This is a genomic window from Streptomyces sp. NPDC002795, assembly GCF_042888725.1.
Lineage (GTDB): Bacteria > Actinomycetota > Actinomycetes > Streptomycetales > Streptomycetaceae > Streptomyces.
Genome location: NZ_JBIAQB010000012.1, coordinates 133,695 through 150,443, shown reverse-complemented (window position 1 = coordinate 150,443; position 16,749 = coordinate 133,695). Strand labels below are relative to the sequence as shown.

The 16,749-nt window shown below is 72.2% G+C and carries 10 protein-coding genes; 6 read left to right on the top strand and 4 right to left on the bottom strand.

Going from position 1 to position 16,749, the window contains the following annotated elements:
- Nucleotides 1–318 precede the first annotated feature (318 nt).
- The 4 genes from ACFYWS_RS31960 to ACFYWS_RS31945 all read right to left on the bottom strand — a co-directional run bounded on the left by ACFYWS_RS31960 (nt 319) and on the right by ACFYWS_RS31945 (nt 10,336).
- Nucleotides 319–3,711, bottom strand: coding sequence for an ATP-binding protein (locus tag ACFYWS_RS31960; protein WP_389282250.1), 3,393 nt, complete (start codon nt 3,709–3,711; stop codon nt 319–321).
- A gap of 63 nt (nt 3,712–3,774) precedes the next feature.
- Nucleotides 3,775–6,672 carry an FG-GAP repeat domain-containing protein gene (locus ACFYWS_RS31955; protein ID WP_389282248.1) on the bottom strand — a complete coding sequence of 966 codons (2,898 nt, stop codon included), beginning with the start codon at nt 6,670–6,672 and terminating at the stop codon, nt 3,775–3,777.
- A complete protein-coding gene (locus tag ACFYWS_RS31950; protein ID WP_389282247.1) occupies nt 6,672–9,209 on the bottom strand; it encodes a S8 family serine peptidase in 2,538 nt (845 codons plus the stop codon). Before ACFYWS_RS31950 ends, ACFYWS_RS31955 begins: the two co-directional genes overlap by 1 nt.
- 74 nt (nt 9,210–9,283) lie before the next feature.
- Nucleotides 9,284–10,336, bottom strand: a complete 1,053-nt coding sequence (locus ACFYWS_RS31945; RefSeq protein ID WP_389282245.1) for a murein hydrolase activator EnvC family protein — start codon at nt 10,334–10,336, stop codon at nt 9,284–9,286.
- Between the two features lie 358 nt (nt 10,337–10,694).
- Here ACFYWS_RS31945 and ACFYWS_RS31940 point away from each other — a divergent pair, with 358 nt between their 5' ends.
- The 6 genes from ACFYWS_RS31940 to ACFYWS_RS31915 all read left to right on the top strand — a co-directional run bounded on the left by ACFYWS_RS31940 (nt 10,695) and on the right by ACFYWS_RS31915 (nt 16,705).
- A complete protein-coding gene (locus ACFYWS_RS31940; RefSeq protein WP_389282243.1) occupies nt 10,695–11,282 on the top strand; it encodes a TMEM165/GDT1 family protein in 588 nt (195 codons plus the stop codon).
- 68 nt (nt 11,283–11,350) lie between these two features.
- On the top strand, nt 11,351–11,590 hold the full coding sequence (locus ACFYWS_RS31935) for a hypothetical protein (protein ID WP_389282242.1): 240 nt from the start codon (nt 11,351–11,353) through the stop codon (nt 11,588–11,590).
- Complete coding sequence (locus tag ACFYWS_RS31930) at nt 11,587–11,982, top strand: type II toxin-antitoxin system VapC family toxin (protein WP_389282240.1); 396 nt, start codon at nt 11,587–11,589, stop codon at nt 11,980–11,982. Before ACFYWS_RS31935 ends, ACFYWS_RS31930 begins: the two co-directional genes overlap by 4 nt.
- Before the next feature lie 99 nt (nt 11,983–12,081).
- Nucleotides 12,082–13,761 carry an FAD-binding dehydrogenase gene (locus ACFYWS_RS31925; protein ID WP_389282238.1) on the top strand — a complete coding sequence of 560 codons (1,680 nt, stop codon included), beginning with the start codon at nt 12,082–12,084 and terminating at the stop codon, nt 13,759–13,761.
- Nucleotides 13,758–14,558 carry an SDR family oxidoreductase gene (locus ACFYWS_RS31920; RefSeq protein ID WP_389282236.1) on the top strand — a complete coding sequence of 267 codons (801 nt, stop codon included), beginning with the start codon at nt 13,758–13,760 and terminating at the stop codon, nt 14,556–14,558. Before ACFYWS_RS31925 ends, ACFYWS_RS31920 begins: the two co-directional genes overlap by 4 nt.
- Nucleotides 14,559–14,875: 317 nt before the next feature.
- A complete protein-coding gene (locus ACFYWS_RS31915; RefSeq protein WP_389282234.1) occupies nt 14,876–16,705 on the top strand; it encodes a prolyl oligopeptidase family serine peptidase in 1,830 nt (609 codons plus the stop codon).
- Nucleotides 16,706–16,749: the final 44 nt, after the last annotated feature.

Sequence of the window (16,749 nt, the reverse complement as noted above, 5' to 3'; positions counted from 1 at the left end):
GCAATCGTTCGAGTGGGCGTCGTCCTGGTGCGGTCGATGGGTGCCTACGTCTCGGGGCTCCGCCCCGGACCCCGCTGCTCAATCGCCGCAGGGGCTTGATTTGGCTCACCCGCCGCCGGAGCCTGATTTGGCTCAGCCGTCGCAGGGGCTTGATCGGCTCAGTCGTCGCCGGAGCTTGAATTGGCTCAGCAGCCGCCGGAGCCTGATTTGGCTCAGCCGTCGCAGGGGCTTGATCGGCTCACCCGCCGCCGGAGCTTGATTTGGCTCAGTCGTCGCAGGGGCTTGATCGGCTCAGTCGTCGCCGGAGCTTGGATTGGCTCAGTCGTCGCTGGGGTTTGAATGGGTGGGGGCCGCCGGAGGTGGAGTGATGTTCAGTGACGCTTGGACCTCCGCTGCTCTCGACAGGCCCGCCGGGTACGGGAGTGTCTGGGCCAGGGCTGTCGCGTGGGTCAGGGCGTGGGTGGCTGCTGTGGGGAGGGACAGGTGGGAGAGGGTGGCCGCGTGGGCCAGGTGGGCCTCTACCTCGGCGAGGCGTTCGCCGGTGCGCGCGGCGCGGGTGGCCTCCGCCGTCGCGAGTTCCAGGGCGAGCCGGGGGCGGCCCGCGTGGAGTTGGGCCCAGGCCGTCAGGGACGGTGCCGCGTCGGGGCAGTCGGCGAGGGCGCGGAGGGCGGCTTCGGGGTGGCCGGTGTGCAGGGCGAGTTCGGCGCGCGCGGTGCTGACCTCGTAGCGGGCCTGGCGGTCGCCCAGGTGGTCGGCGGCGGGGGCCGCGCGGTCCAGGAGGTCCGCGGCCGCCGAGGGGTCCGCGGTACGCAGCCGGACCAGCGCCAGCGTGGCGAGTGCGTACGGCAGGCACCAGGCGCCGTCGCCCTCCGCGAGTGCCACGGATGCCTCGGCGAGTGCGGTGGCGTCGTCGAACTCCTCCAGCAGGAGGTGGAGTTCGGCCAGGTTCAGGCGCTCGAAGGACGCCGCCGTCGGGTTTCCCGAGCGGTCGGCGAGGTCGAGGGCGCGTTCGCCGCTCTCGACCGCCTCGCGCAGCCGGCCGTGGCGGCGCGCGTTCTCCCGCAGCGTGGACAGGACCGTGCCGAGCAGCGTCGGGTCGCCGTACGCCTCGGCCGGTGCGAGCGCGCGGTCGCCGGCCTCGCGGGCCTCGGTGAGCCGGCCCGAGAGGCCAAGGTTGGTGGCCTGGAGGGCATAGGAGCGGGCGAGCAGGCCCTGGCCGTGCGGGCCGGGGACCCGGCGCGCGGCGTCCAGGGCCCGGCGGGCGGCCGCGTACCCGTCGTCGTAGCCACCCCTGACGCTGTGCAGCATGGCGCGGGACAGGTGGTGCACGGCGAGGGGTTCGGGGGCGGTTTCCGGGGCGGCCGGGTGGGTGCGGAGCGCGTCGGCGGCGGAGTCGAGGGCGCCGGTGCGGACGAGGGACTCGGCGAGCCGGGCCGCCGTGAGCACCGCGTCGTCGTGTGCGCCGCGGCGGACGAACTCGGCGAGGGCCTGGCGCAGTGCGTCGGCCGCGTCCTCGAAGTGGCCCATTCTGGCGAGGACCTGACTGTGGGCCAGGCGGGCGCGGGCCGCGTCGACGTCGAGGCGGGCGACGAGGTCGCGGTAGTAGCGGTCGGCGGTGTCGTTGGCGTAGAGGGCGGCGGCGCGTTCGGCGGCGCGGCGCAGGTACTCGGCGGCGCGCGGGTCGTCGGCGCGGGCGAAGTGCGAGGCGAGCGCGTCGACCGCGTCGGGGCGGCGGGCGAGGACGGCCTGCGCGAACGCGCCGTGCAGCTGTCTGCGGCGGACCGCGGTCAGCCGTTCGTAGCAGGTGAGGCGGACCAGCGGGTGCCGGAAGGCGAGACCCGGTTCGGGCCGGCCGGCCACCACGACCTGCCGCTCCTCCACCAGTGAGGCACCGATGGCCCGCTCGACCCCGTCGGTGGCCGCGGCCCCGGTCACCGGCGGGTGCAGGCCCCGCTCGGCGACGTCGAGGAGTTCGGACAGGGCCGCCTCTCCCCCGGCCACGGACAGCGCCTCGACCAGGCGCCGCGCGTCGGGGTCGAGGCGTACGAGCCGGTCCGCCACCAGTTCCCGCACTCCATCAGGCGCCCGCGTCCCGGCCGGTCCTTCGGCCAGGTCGCGGGCCAGTTCCAGGGCGAACAGCGGGTTGCCGAGGGAGAGTTCCCAGACGCGGTGCTCCTGCCCGGGGCGCGGTGCCGCGTCGCGGGCCACCGCGAGGCACGCCTCGCGGTCCAGGAGCCCCAACTCCTCGCGTACAGCCAGCCGTTGACGTATCAGGAAGCTCAGAATGGCGCGCCGCGCGTCGCCCTCGGGGAGTTCCTCCTCGCGGTACGTCACCAGGAAGCGCAGCCGGATCCCGCGGTCCGCGGCGCGCCGGGCCAGATGGCTCATGAGCTGGTACGAGCCCGTGTCGGCGGCGTGCAGGTCGTCGAGGACCGCGAGGACCGGGCGGGCGCCCGCCAGGTCGCCGAGCAGGGCGGCGCTCGCCCGGAAAAGCCGGTCGCGTTCCTCCTCGGGGCTGCGTTCGCCGGATGTGCGGATCTGCCCCAACGACGGGAGGAACACCGCCAGTTCGGGGTACTCCGCGCCGACCCGGGCGCGCTCCGCCGCGTCGTGCTCGGCCAGCCACCCGTCGAGCGCGTCGGCGAACGCCCCGTACGGCGTGTGCCCCTCCGCGTCCTGGCCGCCGCCCCACAGCACGGCGGTGCCGGACGCCGCGGCCCGCCGCGCCACCTCGCCGACCAGGCGCGTCTTGCCGATGCCCGCCTCGCCGGTGAGCAGCGTGACCGGCGGGCCTTCGGCGGCGAGGAGCCGGTCGAGGACCGCGTCGCGGCCGTGCAGCGCGGTGGCGGGTGCGGCCCGCAGCGGTGCGGGCAACGTTGTCGTGACCGGCACCGGGGCGGGCGCCGCCGCGAGGGCCGTCCGGTGCAGCCGCTCCGTCTCGGGCCCGGGGCGGACGCCCAGTTCCGCGTCGAGCGCCTCGCGGCACACGTGGTACTGGTGCAGCGCGCGCCGCCGCAGGCCCTGGCGCAGCGAGGCGTCGATGAGGACGCGGTGGGCCAGCTCCTCGGCGGGGCTGGTGGCGAGGACCTGCTCCGCGGTGGCCGCCGCCTCCGCTGCCGCGCCCTGCGCCAGGTGTGCCTCGGCGAGGGCGAGCAGCAGCCGCTCCCGCAGCAGGGCGAGCCGCTCGCGGTGCTCCTCGGCCCAGTCCGCGTACCGGTCCTCGGGAAGCAGTTCGCCGGTGAACAGGCCGAGGGCGGTGGCCAGTTCGGCTCTGCCGCCCTCGGTGAGCGCCGCCTGCGCCGCTGTCTCCGCCGCGTCGGCGTCGATCCACACGGCCGCCGGGTCGAGGAAGAGCATGCCGCCTTCGGACAGGAGGTACGACGAGGCGGCGCGCGGGGCGAGTTCGGGTTCCAGGGCGTGCCGGGCGGCGTGCAGGGCGACGCGCAGGCTGCCCGTGGCGGAGGGCGGGTCGGCGTCCGGCCAGCAGATGTCCATGGCCTGTTCGCGGTGGAGGCGGTGGCCGGGGGTGACGGCGAGCAGCTTCACCAGGGTCCTGGCGCTGGGCCGCGACCAGCGTTCGGCGGGCTCGGGGCCACCGTCACGGGTCACCCGGAAACCGTCGAAAAGGTGCAGACGCAGCAGCGGGGCGCCGGAGTTGGGGCTGTTGTCCGTGCGTGCCGCGTCCATGAGGGCGACAGCGTAACCGAGCATGCCGAGGACCCCCTGGGCGCGGGCCCAGGGGGTCCCAGGGGGTCGGCTGCGGAACGGTTCGGGTCAGGACAGCTTGAACGTCGTCATCTGGTGGATGGCGTTGTTCAGGGAGAGGACTCCGCCGCCCAGCTGCTCCGCCGCCCGGTTGACGCCGAAGTCGTCGAAGTTGAGCGAGACCATCTCGTCCGTCCCGTCGCCGTCGAGGTCGGCCGCGATGTAGTTGCGGCCGCCCGCGAGCGTGGCGCTGCCGATGCTGGACTGGAACGACCAGCCGGTGGTCAGCACCGACGGGTCGTACGCGACCACGCCGCCCTCCTGGCCGCCGGCCAGGAGCTTCCGGCCGCCGGGGCCGTTGATGAACTGCACGGTGCGCAGGGGCGCGGCCACCGAGCTGCGCGTCTGGGTGCCGTCGCCGACGAAGCCGTTGAGCGTGCCGAAGCTGAGGCCGTACAGCGGGTCGCCTTCGCCGTCGATGAAGTAGTTGCCGTGCGACCAGGGGCTGCCGCCGACGAACTGGCGGAGCAGCTCGCCCGTGCGCCCGTCGCGGATCTCCGTCACGACGCGCGGCGTGGCGGTGGAGATGTCGCCGGCCGTGGTCGGGTCGGCCTTGATGATCCAGGTGTGGACGACCGCGTGCCCGTCCGCGTAGGGGATCTTCGGCGAGGCGAAGACGCCGTGGTCGAGGACCGCGCCGTGCAGCTTGCCGTCGGCCGCCCGGTCCGGGGCCTTGGGGTCGGCGGTCCACTGGACGGCGCCCTTGCCGTCGAGGGCGACGCCGTTGACGGCGGCGTCGGACGTGTTCAGCGCGTTCGTGCTGCTGTACTGCGTGTGGATCCGCCCGCCGGAGACCACCGTGTCGGAGAAGACCACCTCGCCCGCGCTCGACGGCGCTTCGTACGACCACAGTTGGGCGCCGCTCGCGTCGTACACGCGCAAGGCGTCGGTCGGGACGATGATCTCGTCCTTGCCGTCGCCGTTCACGTCGGCGACGGCCACGGTGCGGACGTAGGCGCCCTTGCCGTCGATGGTCGTGAGGACCTTGCCGGTGGCTCCGTCGAGGACGGCGGTGGCGTTGTCCGCGGCGACGACGACATCGGTCTTCCCGTCGCCGTTCACGTCACCGGTCTCGATGTTGTGCACCTCGCCGGGAACGGTCGCCTGCCACAGCTTCTTCGGCTCGCCCTTGACCAGCGACGTACCCGAGTAGGCCCACACTCCGTGCGAGGAGCCGCCGACGACGACGTCCTTCTTGCCGTCGCCGTCGAAGTCGGCCGCCTTGCCGTGGTTCAGGTCGCCCTGTAGCGGCGTCAGGCGCTTCTGGGCGCCGTTGCCCAGGGCGTAGCTGCGGATGTTCTGCGTCTGGTCGAGGACGCGTACGTAGGCGCTGCCGCCCGAGGTGTACAGCTCCTGGTACATCGGCGACGCGTCGAGGCCGGCGCGGCGCCACTTGACCTTGCCGCCGCCGGTGAACACCGTCAGCGAGCCGTAGCGCCCGCCGCCGGGGTTCTTCGCGTTGCTCATGTCCGCGTCGTCCTGCGCCGAGGCGATCAGCGAACCGCCCTTGACGGCGAGGTTCCAGGTGCTGGGCCCGTCCGCGGCGTTGTCGGCGTCGCGCTTGGTCGTGTACGTCCACCGGGGCGTGGCGCCGTCCGAGCCGTCCAGCACGCGGATCGTGCTGGAGTTCACGCTGAAGTACGCGCTGTACGTCGACTCGCTGACCGCGTACTCGGCGCCGCCGCCCTTGGCCGCGTCGCCGACGGTCAGGGCCGTGGGCAGCACGTTGACGCGGGTGTCGAGCGTGCCGCGCTTCCCGTCGGCCAGGTCGTACGTGGCGATCTCGTACTTGACCGCGTCGCTGGTGTCGGCCTGCTCCAGGGCGACGATCCGGTCCCGGGAGGCGTCCAGGCGCAGCTGGCGGCCGTACAGGGCGCTGTCCGTCTGCCATGTGACCGAGCCGTCGGCGGCGTCGAGGACGAGGGTGCGTCCGCGGGCGGCCTGGGCATCGGTCTTGCGCAGGTCCCAGACCGCGGCGAGCCTGCCGTCGCCGACGCTCTCCAGCGCGCCCCAACTGACCGCGCCGGTCTCCTTCGTGTCGTACGTCCACGTCTTCGACGGGGTCAGCGCGCCGTCGGCGTACGAGAAGCGGATCCCGGTGAGGGTGGCCGTCTCCGTGGCGTCCGAGTTCTGGTTCAGGCGCGGCGCGTTGGCGACGATCAGGGTGCCGTCGACGACCTTGACCATCGAGGCGTACGAGTACAGCTTCGACCACACCGTGTCGCCGGTCCTGCCGTCGAGGACCGTCACGAAGGTGCCGGTGGGCAGCGAGGAGCCGGGCGAGGTGAACGGGCGGTAGGGGCTGTCGCCGACGCTCGCGGAGAAGACGATGTCCTTCGTGCCGTCGCCGGTGAGATCGGCGGTGTCGTAGCCCTGGTCGGAGTACGGCGCGTGCGGGGCGACGGCGTTGTAGCCCATCACGATGCGCGCCGGGTACGGCTCCTTCTGCCACACCCGCTGGGGCTTGACCTGCCAGTCGTCGTACAGCGAGGCGTTGGTGCGCGCCCAGGCGGTGGAGCCGTCGGCCTTGTGCAGCTGGACGTTGCCCAGGCTGTGGACGGTGTAGTAGCTGCCGTCGGAGCCGGCCGGGACGGTGGCGCCGACGCCGCGGACGCCTTCGAGGGTGGACTTGCCGGTGAAGGCGACGGGGGTGCTGGGGTCCGTGGGCGCGGCCGAGTCGTCTTCCGAAGGGGTGTCGTCCGCGCCGGGCGCGTTGTCCCCGTACACGTCGACGTTGACGTTCTCGGCGAGCTTCTTGGCCTCGGCACTGGTCAGCGTCGTCGCCGTGGTCGAACCTCCGTCGGCCAGGGCGTGCGGCGCCGAGGTCAGGGCGAGTCCCGCCGCGACGAGGGCGGAGGCGAGCGTCAGGGCACGCCGGGAGGTGCGGGTACTTCTCACGTGGCTCATCACTTGGCTCCCTGCGCGATACGGATCGCCGAACCGGCCTTCAGGACGGCCTGGTTGTACGAGTACTGGAGGGCGTCGGTGCCGGCCTGGTCCTCGATGCCGACCGTGGCGGAGGCGCCGGCGCCGGGCACGGCCTTGTACTGGAAGGTGATCGCGCCGGAGGCCTCGTCGAAGACGGCCTCGAAGGTGGCGCGGCTGCCGTTCGAGAAGAGCGCGTTGTTCCAGACGACCGCGAACTTCCGGTCGCCCGTGCTGCCGGTGGTGGCCGTCTGCACGCTCGACTTCTTGTCGAGGCTCAGGTCGTCCCAGAGCGGGGCGACGATGCCGTTCGGCTCGGTCTCGGTCGGCAGCGCCTCGTTCTCGTAGTCGCCGATGCGCGGCGAGAGGAAGTTGACCAGGCCGTTGGTGGTGACGGCGGCGCTGGTGTACTTCACGCCGTAGAAGGAGACCGGGAACGGCAGCGGGACCGTCTTGGCGTCCTCGTCACCGGTCAGCGCGACCTTGCTCGAGCCGGGGATCCAGGAGTACGTGGCCGGGGCGCAGCTGTTGCCGGAGGCGTCGCTGCGGGCGGGGAGGCGGACGGTGCGGGTCTCGTCGCCGTCGACCTTCAGCTCGGCCGTGTACTCGCCGTCGCAGAGGACGGGCGCGGCGGGCGTCACCTTCAGCGTGTACGTGCCCTCGGCGACCTTCGGCAGCGTGAACGTGCCGTCGGAGCCGGAGGTGACCGGGTCGACCGGGGTGTCGGTGACCTCGACGGCGGCTTTCGCCAGCGGCTTGCCGGTGATGTCGAGGACGGTGCCGGTGACGGCGTGACGCGGGAGTGAGGTGAGCGCGATGTCCTGGGTGAGCGGGGCGCCGCCGGCCACCTCGACGCCGGAGAGCGTCTTGCTGGCGTAGCCGTAGATGCCGATCGTGAAGTCGTACGTGCCCGGGGTCAGCGACATCTTGTACGTGCCCTGGGGTCCCGTGGTCGCCGTGTGCGTGCCGTCGGCGCCGGTGGCCTTGACCGCAATGGCGGGAAGGGCCGCTCCGGTGTCCTCGTCGGTGATCTTGCCGGTGACGTCGACGGCGTCGTGCGGCGCCTTGTCGACGGAGGCGAGGATGTCGAGCTTGCCCTCGCCCCACACGTTGTTGGCGTCGGCGGTGCCGCCGCAGTGCGTGTCGTCGACGTCGCGGGCGCCCTCGTCGAGGACCTCGCGCGTCTCTTCGATGTTGCCGACCAGCGAAGGGGCGGCCGACCACAGCAGGGCCACGGCGCCGGCGACGTGCGGTGTCGCCATCGACGTACCACCGAGGCTGTTGTACGCCGAGCCGGGCCACGCGGACCGGATGTCGACGCCCGGCGCCGTGATGTTCGGCTTCATCGAACCGTCGATCCGGGACGGGCCGAAGCCGGAGAAGCCGGCGATCTTGCCGGTCGAGTCGTAGGCGCCGACGCCGTAGGCCGAGACCTGCGCGCCGGGCGGGTCGGTCGTCGAACAGGTCGCGCCGTCACCGAAGTTGCCCGCCGCGAACGCCTCGAAGATGCCCGCGGAGTTCCAGGCGTCGATGATGTCCTCGTAGAAGGGGTTGACGCCGTGCTCGTTGCCCCAGGAGTTGTTGACGATGTTCGGGGCGAGGTCGGGGCGCGGGTTCTGGCCGTTGTGGTCGGTCGGCGCGAGGATCCACTGGCCGGACGCGAGCAGGTTGCCGGACGAGCACTGGCCCGACTCGCAGCCCTTGGCGGCGATCCACTTCGCGTTCGGCGCGACACCGATGCCGTTCTTGCCGACCATCGTGCCCATGGTGTGGGTGCCGTGGCCGTTGTTGTCGCACGGAGTGCCGTCGGAGGGGCAGTTCCCGGACGGGTCGTAGAAGTTGTAGTCGTTCGTGAAGGTGCCGTCGCCGTTGTTGCCGCGGTACTGCTCCACCAGGTCCGGGTGGTCGTACTGCACGCCGGTGTCGACGTTGGCGATGACGATGCCCTCGCCGCGGTCCTGGTACTGGTCCCAGACCTGGTCGGCCTTGATGTCGGAGACGCCCCACTGCGGCGCGGCCTCGTCGCTCGCGGACTCCGCGGTGACCTCGGCGTCCGACGTCTCGATGTCGTCGAGCTCGAACGTCCGCTCCTTGACGAGCTCCTTGACGTCGGAGCGCCCGGCGAGCCGGTTCACCAGGTCCTGGTCACCGGTCACCTTGACGGCGTTGGTGATCCAGAAGTCCTTGTGCCCGACCTTCTCCTTGTCGAGGAAGGCGGTGAGCGACTTCTGGCTGTCGTCGGCGTTCGTCCTCAGCGCCTTGTACGCGGCCGTGGCGGCCTTCGCGTGCGTGCGCTGCTTCTTGGCCGTGGCCAGGTCGGCCTTGTCCTTGAGGACGACGAAGAAGGTGGCGTCGCCGCCCTGGGAGACGGCCTTCGTGAGCGCGGAGTCGACCGTGGTCGACGCGGGGGCGGGGGCGGCGACGGCGGGTATCGCACTGGTCAGCAGGGCGGTGGCCACGGTGAGCGAGGCCGCCGCCCACGCGGAGCGTCTGCGCCAGGGCGGTCGGGGGTGGGGCATCGGGCACTCCTCGGGGAAGGTACGGGGTGCCCGAAAGCTAGGAAGAGGCCGTTACTGCGCCATTACTGACCCGGTCACAGATTCAGCCCCCGCGCCCGCAGCCACGGCAGCGGGTCGATGCCCGAGCCGAACTGCGGTGTGACGCGGACCTCGAAGTGCAGATGCGGGCCGCTGACGTTGCCGGTCGCGCCGGAGAGGCCGAGCGTCCCGCCCGCGTCGAGCCGGGAGCCGACCTTGACGCCGATCCGGGACAGGTGGGCGTACTGCGTGTAGTAGCCGTCGGCGTGCCGGACGACCACCTGGTTCCCGAAGCCGTCGCCGCAGCCTGTGAAGACGACGGTGCCCGCGCCGACCGCGCGCACCCGCGTCCCGGTGGGCACGGCGAAGTCCTGGCCGGTGTGCGTGTGCGACCACAGGCGGCCGCCGGAGCCGAAGCCCGCCGAAAGCGTCGCGGGGCTCACCGGCTTCACCCAGGTCCGGCCCTTGCCGGCGCGCTTGTGCCCGCTGTGCTTGTCCATGTCGCCGCGCGCACAGTTCCCGCCCCCCGTCGGCATCGGCCCGGCGGCCGCGAGGGACCGGGCACGGGCGCGCTCCACCTCCGCCTCGGCCTTCGCCAGTTTCGCCTCGATGTCGTCGCGGGCCGCCGACCTGCGCCGTTCCTGCGCCTTGAGCCCCTTCACCAGGCGGGCGGACTCGGCGCGCCGGTCGGCGACCCGGTCCCTGGACTCGGTGACGCGGTCGGTGAGCTGCCGGGCGGCGCGGTCGCCGCGGCCCGCACGGACGGTGGCGTCGAGGGCCCGCTGCGGGGAGGACGAGGTGAGCAGCGGCAGCATCGTGCCGAGGCCCGAGGCCCCGCGGTACTCGCTGCGCGCCTGGCGGCCGAGGGTGGCCCTGAGCGCGTCGAGCCGGCGCTGCTCGGTGGCCTGCCGCCGGGTGACGTCGGCGAGCCGGCGCTCGCCCTTACGCACGGCGTCCCGCGCCTTCTCGTGCGCCGCGACGGCGCTCGACGCCTCCCGCATCAGCCGGTCGGCGCGCGCCGAGATCCGTCCGATGTCGGGCCCGTCGTCCGCGGATGCCGGGCCCGTACCGGTGCCGGGGACGAGGAGCGCGGCGATCACCGCGGCCACGCATGCGGCCGTCCCCGTACGCCCCGTTCCGTTCCGTCGTACACATCGCATCGACCGACTGTCGCAAAAAGGGGCGTATCGGGTGGGAACCCGGGGGTCGATCGGGCTCCGTGTACCCTTAATGGAGCAAGCGAAGGGGAGTAGCCCCGCAAACCGGTCGTCGACACACTGGAACCCCCGGGTTCCCGGTGGCCGGGCTCGGACCGTCTCGGCGGGCCGGGTGGGCGAGACCTTCGACCAGGCAGAAGACCGCACACGTACGCATCCCGCTTACGTGTGTCCGCTGCCGGGTCGAGTGGTCCTCCCTACGCAGCGGGGCGGGGTTCACCACGACCCGGCCCGCACAGAAAGCATCCCCATGGATCTCGATCCCCTGGCGATTCTCACCGCCTTCGGGCTGATCTTCCTCGCCGAACTCCCGGACAAGACCATGTTCGCCTCACTGGCCATGGGCACCCGGATGAAGCCCCTGTACGTATGGTTCGGCACGTCGGCGGCCTTCCTCGTACACGTCGCGATCGCCGTCGGCGCGGGCTCGCTGCTCGGCCTCCTCCCCGGCTGGATCGTGAAGGTCGTATCCGGCCTGATGTTCCTCTTCGGCGCGTTCATGCTGCTCCGCGGCGGCGACGACGAGGACGGCGAGGACTCGGCGGGCGCGAAGACCGTCACCGGTTTCTGGCCGGTCTTCGGCACGGCGTTCATGGCCGTGTTCATCAGTGAGTGGGGCGACCTCACGCAGATCACCACCGCCAACCTGGCCGCCACGAACGGCACCTGGTCGACCGCGATCGGCTCGTGGGCGGCCCTGATGTCCGTGTCGGCGCTGGCCCTGGTCGCCGGGCGCTTCATCGCCAAGCGGGTGCCGCTGAAGACCGTTCAGCGGGTGGGCGGTTTCTGCATGCTGGCGCTGGCCGTGTGGTCGTTCGTCGAGGTGTTCACCGGCTGACGCACCCTGGCACGCTTGACCGGACACCGTGCTTGACCGGACACACTGCACGCATGCAAAATGCATGCATGGTGGCTCTGCAGATTCGTGACGTTCCGGACGAGGTCCGCGCCATACTGTCCGACCGCGCCCAGCAACTGGGCCAGTCCCTCCAGGCGTACCTCCTGAACCTCGTCACCGACGAAGCGAAGCGAGCGGAAAATCTCGCGCTCCTCCGGGCTTTCGAGGGCCGTACGGACGGCAGCACCGAGCCCATGGCCGACAACGTCGCCGAGATCGAGGCCGCACGCGAGGAGCGGCTCCGGTGATCGTCGTCGACGCGTCCGTGCTCACCGAGGCACTGACCGGCGACGGCACGGCGGGCACAGCCGCGCGCGCCCGGCTCATGCGCGACGACCACTGGGCCGCGCCCGAGCACCTCGTCGTGGAGACCTTCCACGCGGTCCGCGGCCGACGACTCGGCAGCAAGATCACACAGGAGCGGGCCGACGCCGCGATCGCGGCGCTGGCCCGCATGTCGATCGAGACCGTTGACGTGCAGCGCCTCCTGCCGCGCATGTGGGAGTTGCGCGCCAACGTTTCCGGCTACGACGCCGCGTACATCGCGGCAGCCGAAACCTTCGCGTGCCCCCTGGTCACGGGCGACGCACGGCTGAGCCGCTGCAAGGTCGCCCGCTGTGAGGTCGAGGTCATCAGCTGACCGGATTCGACCGCTCTCCCTCTTGCCCCGGCCCCGATCGATGGCAGAACGTGACGTCCTGACGCCGCAACCACGGCGCACCGCACCGAGGGAGAATCCGTGAGCGCCACCAGTCGCACGAGCCAAGCCGATGTCATCGTCGTGGGAGCCGGCCTCGCCGGGCTCGTCGCGACGTACGAACTCACTCGCGCGGGCAAGCGAGTCGTGCTGGTCGACCAGGAGAACGAGGCGAACCTCGGTGGCCAGGCGTACTGGTCGCTCGGCGGGCTCTTCCTCGTCGACAGCCCCGAGCAGCGCCGGATGGGGATCAAGGACTCCTACGAACTCGCCCTCGCCGACTGGCTCGGCTCCGCCGGATTCGACCGTGAGGACGAGGACCACTGGCCGCGCAAGTGGGCCGAGGCCTACGTGCGGTTCGCGGCCGGGGAAAAGCGGGACTACCTGCTGGGGCTCGGGATGAAGGTGACCCCGAACGTGGGGTGGGCCGAGCGCGGCTCCGGGACCGCGACCGGGCACGGCAACTCCGTGCCGCGCTTCCACATCACGTGGGGAACCGGCCCCGAGGTCGTGCGGGTCTTCCGCGAGCCGGTCCTGGCGGCCGCCGAGCGCGGGCTCGTCGACTTCAAGTACCGGCACCAGGTGGACGAGTTGATCGTCGAGGACGGCGCCGCCGTCGGCGTGCGCGGCTCGCTGCTCGAACCCTCCGACGAGGCGCGCGGTGTCGCCTCTTCCCGCGAGACCGTCGGCGACTTCGAACTGCGCGCGAAGGCCGTGATCGTGACCTCCGGCGGCATCGGCGGGAACCACGAACTGGTCAGAAAGAACTGGCCTGTTGAGCGGATGGGCGGCCCCGCCCCCGAGTCCATGGTGACCGGCGTCCCCGCGTACGTCGACGGGCGCATGCTGGAGATCACGGAGGGCGCCGGCGCCTCCCTCGTGAACCGCGACCGCATGTGGCACTACACCGAGGGCCTGAAGAACTGGGACCCGATCTGGCCGGGCCACGGCATCCGGATCATCCCGGGACCCTCCTCACTGTGGCTGGACGCGGAGGGCAAGCGGCTGCCCGCGCCGCTCTTCCCGGGACACGACACCCTCGCGACCCTCAAGCACATCACCGGGACCGGGCACGACCACACGTGGTTCATCCTCACGCGCGCCATCGTGGAGAAGGAGTTCGCGCTCTCCGGATCCGAGCAGAACCCCGACATCACCGGCAAGGACCTGAAGCTGGTCCTGCAACGCGTGAAGAAGGGGGCGCCAGGACCGATCCAGGCGTTCCTCGACAAGGGCGAGGACTTTGTCGTGCGGCGCAACCTGAAGGACCTGGTCGCCGGGATGAACGAGCTGACGCCGTCAACTCCCGTCTCCTACGAGCAGGTTGAGCGCGAGATCGTCGCGCGCGACCGTGAGACCGGCAACGGGTACTCCAAGGACCTCCAGCTGATGGCGGTCCGCAACGCCCGCTCGTACCTCTTCGACCGCCTCACCCGCGTCGCCAAGCCGCACCGCCTCCTCGACCCGGCGCAGGGCCCGCTGATCGCCGTACGCCTGCACGTCCTCACCCGCAAGACGCTCGGCGGTCTGGAGACGAACCTCGACTCGCAGGTCGTGCGGCCCGACAAGTCCGTCTTCGAAGGGCTCTACGCGGCCGGGGAGGTCGCCGGATTCGGCGGGGGCGGCGTGCACGGGTACAACGCGCTCGAAGGGACCTTCCTCGGCGGCTGCATCTTCTCCGGACGCGCCGCAGGGCGCGCGCTCGCCCGGAGCCTCGCGTGAGTACGCGGGGCACGGCCCTCGTGACAGGGGCCTCTTCGGGCATCGGGGCGGCGGTCGCGGCGGCGCTCGTGCGGCGCGGCTACAAGGTGTACGGGACCAGCCGGGACCCCCGGAAGGTCGCCTCGCCGGTGCCGGGCGTGGAGTACCTGCCGCTCGACCTCGCCGACGAGGAGAGCATCGAGACCCTCGCGCGCTCCGTCGGCGAGGTCGACGTGCTCGTCAACAACGCCGGGGAGTCGCAGAGCGGCCCGTTCGAGGAGCTGCCCATGACGGCGGTGCGGCGGCTCTTCCAGCTCAACGTGTTCGGGGCGGTGCGGCTCAGCCAGCTGCTGCTTCCGGGCATGCGGGAGCGGCGGCGCGGCCGGGTCGTGATGGTCGGCTCGATGCTGGCCAGCTTCCCGCTCGCGTACCGGTCCTCCTACGTCGCGTCGAAGGCCGCGATCAAGGGCTTCGCGCACGCGGCGCGGCGCGAGTACGCCCCGTTCGGCGTCGGGATCACGACGGTCGAGCCGGGCTCCATCGCCACCGGCATCAGCGAGCGGCGCACCCAGTACGTGGCGAAGGACTCGCCCTTCCGCGCCGCCTACGACACGATGCTCGCCGCCCTCAACTCCAATGAGGCGCACGGGATCTCGGCCGAGAAGGTCGCCGCGAAGGTCGTCTCGGCGATCGAGGCGGGGCGGCCGAGGCCGCTGTACGCGGTGGGCAGCAACGCGCCCCTCGTGTTCGCGCTGCGCCGGGCTCTGCCCCGCGCGGCGGCCGAACGCATGGTGGCCAGGAGGCACGGGCTGAAGTAGGGACCCGAGGTTCCGGCGGCCACGGCCACCTGGACGCGACCGCCGGAACCGCTCCCACGGATATGCGCGAGGGCTATTCCGGGGCGGGGCGCTCGGGCGTACATTCGCTTCACCGTCGCAGCACGCACGGTCGCCCGGATGAATTGCGTCGGTGCTGTTCATCCGACGCTCGCGCGCTGCCGGAGACGGCAAGCAGGCGCAGCACAGCGGGAGCACCTGCGAAGGACGGCCCGGCCGCTCCCCTCGGAACGCACCATTGGGGCCGGGCCGTACCTGCTCCCCGGCGGATTGTCGGTGGGGGCAGGCACACTGGGGCCATGACTGAGAGCAACGGGGTCACGCCGCCTGCCACCGAATCCATGCCCGACTGGGAGAAGCGGTTCCGGGCACCGCGCGTCTCCCTGCCCGACTGGGCCGAGGACGCCCCGGACCGCTCCCTGTTCGTGTCGAACGCGACGGGGACGTACGAGCTGTACGCGTGGGACCGGGCCACGGGCGAGCAGCGCCGCGCGACGGACCGGGCGAACGGGACGACGGACGGCGTGCTCACCCCCGACGGCGCGTGGATCTGGTGGTTCAACGACACGGACGGGGACGAGTTCGGGACCTGGCTGCGCCAGCCCTTCGAGGGCGGGGACGACACCGAGGCGGTCCCCGGTCTCGCACCGTCCTACCCCGCGGGCCTCGCCCTCGGCCGCGACGGGCACACGGCCGTGATCGGCTGCTCCACGGACGAGGACGGCACGACGATCCACGTCGTACGCCCCGGCTCCGACTCCCCCGCCGAGATCTACCGGCACCGCGAGTCGGCGGGCGTCGGCGACCTGTCGCACGACGGGACGCTGATCGCGATCGAGCACACCGAGCACGGCGACGCGATGCACGGGGCGCTGCGCGTGCTCCGGCTCGACGGTTCGACGCTCGCGGAGCTCGACGACTCCAAGGGCGGCACGGAGGAGCTCGGCCTGGAGGTGCTCGGCTTCGCGCCCGTGACCGGCGACACCCGGCTGCTCGTCGGGCATCAGCGGCGGGGCCGCTGGGAGCCGATGGTGTGGGACGTCGCCACCGGCGAGGAGCGGGACCTGGCGCTCGACCTGCCGGGCGACGTGTCGGCGGAGTGGTACCCGGACGGCTCGGCGCTCCTCGTCGTGCACGAATTCGAGGCCCGCGGCGAGCTGTGGCGCTACGAGTTCGCGACGGGCGCGCTGACGAAGGTCGACACCCCCGTCGGCTCGGTCTCGGGCGCCTCCGCGCGGCCCGACGGCAGCGTCGAGTACCTGTGGTCGTCGGCCGCCGAACCGTCGGTCGTCCGCTCCACAGCTCTTGCCGAAAAGGGCGGCGTCGTCCTCGACCCGCCCGGCATGAAGGCCCCGGCCTCCGTCCCCGTCGAGGACGTGTGGGTCGAGGGTCCCGGCGGCCGTATCCACGCCCTCGTACAGAAGCCGGCGGGCGCGAGCGGGCCGCTGCCGACCGTCTTCGAGATCCACGGCGGGCCGACCTGGCACGACTCCGACGCGTTCGCCTCGGGCCCGGCGGCCTGGGTCGACCACGGGTACGCGGTGGTCCGGGTCAACTACCGGGGCTCGACCGGATACGGGCGGGAGTGGACGGACGCGCTCAAGCACCGCGTCGGCCTGATCGAACTGGAGGACATCGCGGCGGTGCGCGAGTGGGCCGTGGACTCCGGGCTCGCCGACCCGGACCGGCTCGTCCTCGCGGGCGGCTCCTGGGGCGGCTATCTGACACTGCTCGGCATCGGTACGCAGCCGGGCGCGTGGGCCGTGGGTCTCGCCGCGGTGCCGGTCGCCGACTACGTGACGGCGTACGAGGACGAGATGGAGGCGCTCAAGGCCCTGGACCGCACGCTGTTCGGTGGCTCCCCCGAGGAGGTGCCCGAGCGCTTCGAGGTGTCCTCCCCGCTCACGTACGTCGACGACGTGAAGGCGCCGGTCTACATCTCGGCGGGGGTCAACGACCCGCGGTGCCCGCTCCAGCAGATCGACAACTACGTGGACCGGCTCGCGGCGCGGGACGCGATCCACGAGGTGTACCGGTACGACGCGGGGCACGGCTCGCTCGTCGTCGAGGAGCGCATCAAGCAGGTCGCGCTCGAACTGGACTTCGCGAAGCGCCACTTGCCGAACTGAGCGGTGAGGCAGGTCCTAGGGAGGGGCCGGTGGGCGGGTCTTTA